Source organism: Lactobacillus sp. UMNPBX17, from assembly GCF_002553735.1.
Taxonomy (GTDB): domain Bacteria; phylum Bacillota; class Bacilli; order Lactobacillales; family Lactobacillaceae; genus Lactobacillus; species Lactobacillus gallinarum.
Genome location: NZ_PCYT01000186.1, coordinates 1 through 407 on the forward strand (window position 1 = coordinate 1; position 407 = coordinate 407).

The window sequence follows — 407 nt, forward strand, 5'->3', positions numbered from 1 at the left end:
CTAGTTTCATGCACGCAAATTTTGGCTTTAACACAAACTAATTAAAAATAAAATTTACAATTTACATTGACTTATCACCACATGACTTGCTACTTATTATAAGGTAAGAAAAAAGGTAAGAAAAAAGAGATCATAACGAATATGATCTCTTTTCTTCATTTATCTACGGAGTGTGAGGGATTTGAACCCTCGATACAGGTATAAGCCCGTATACATGATTTCCAATCATGCTCCTTAAGCCACTCGGACAACACTCCATACAAGAGTACTCCGGCTGTCAGACTCGAACTGACGACATCTTGATTAACAGTCAAGCGCTCTACCAACTGAGCTAAGCCGGAATATTAAAAAAGAGCACGGCAGCTTCCTTTCCTCGCAGGCAGTTGCCCACCAACTACTTTCGGCGT

The 407-nt window shown here is 39.8% G+C and carries 2 tRNA genes; both read right to left on the reverse strand.

Going from position 1 to position 407, the window contains the following annotated elements:
* Positions 1-166: 166 nt before the first annotated feature.
* Positions 167-257: transfer RNA gene (locus CP368_RS10220), tRNA-Ser, on the reverse strand.
* Between the two features lie 11 nt (positions 258-268).
* Positions 269-341 (reverse strand) — tRNA-Asn (locus CP368_RS10225).
* Positions 342-407: the final 66 nt, after the last annotated feature.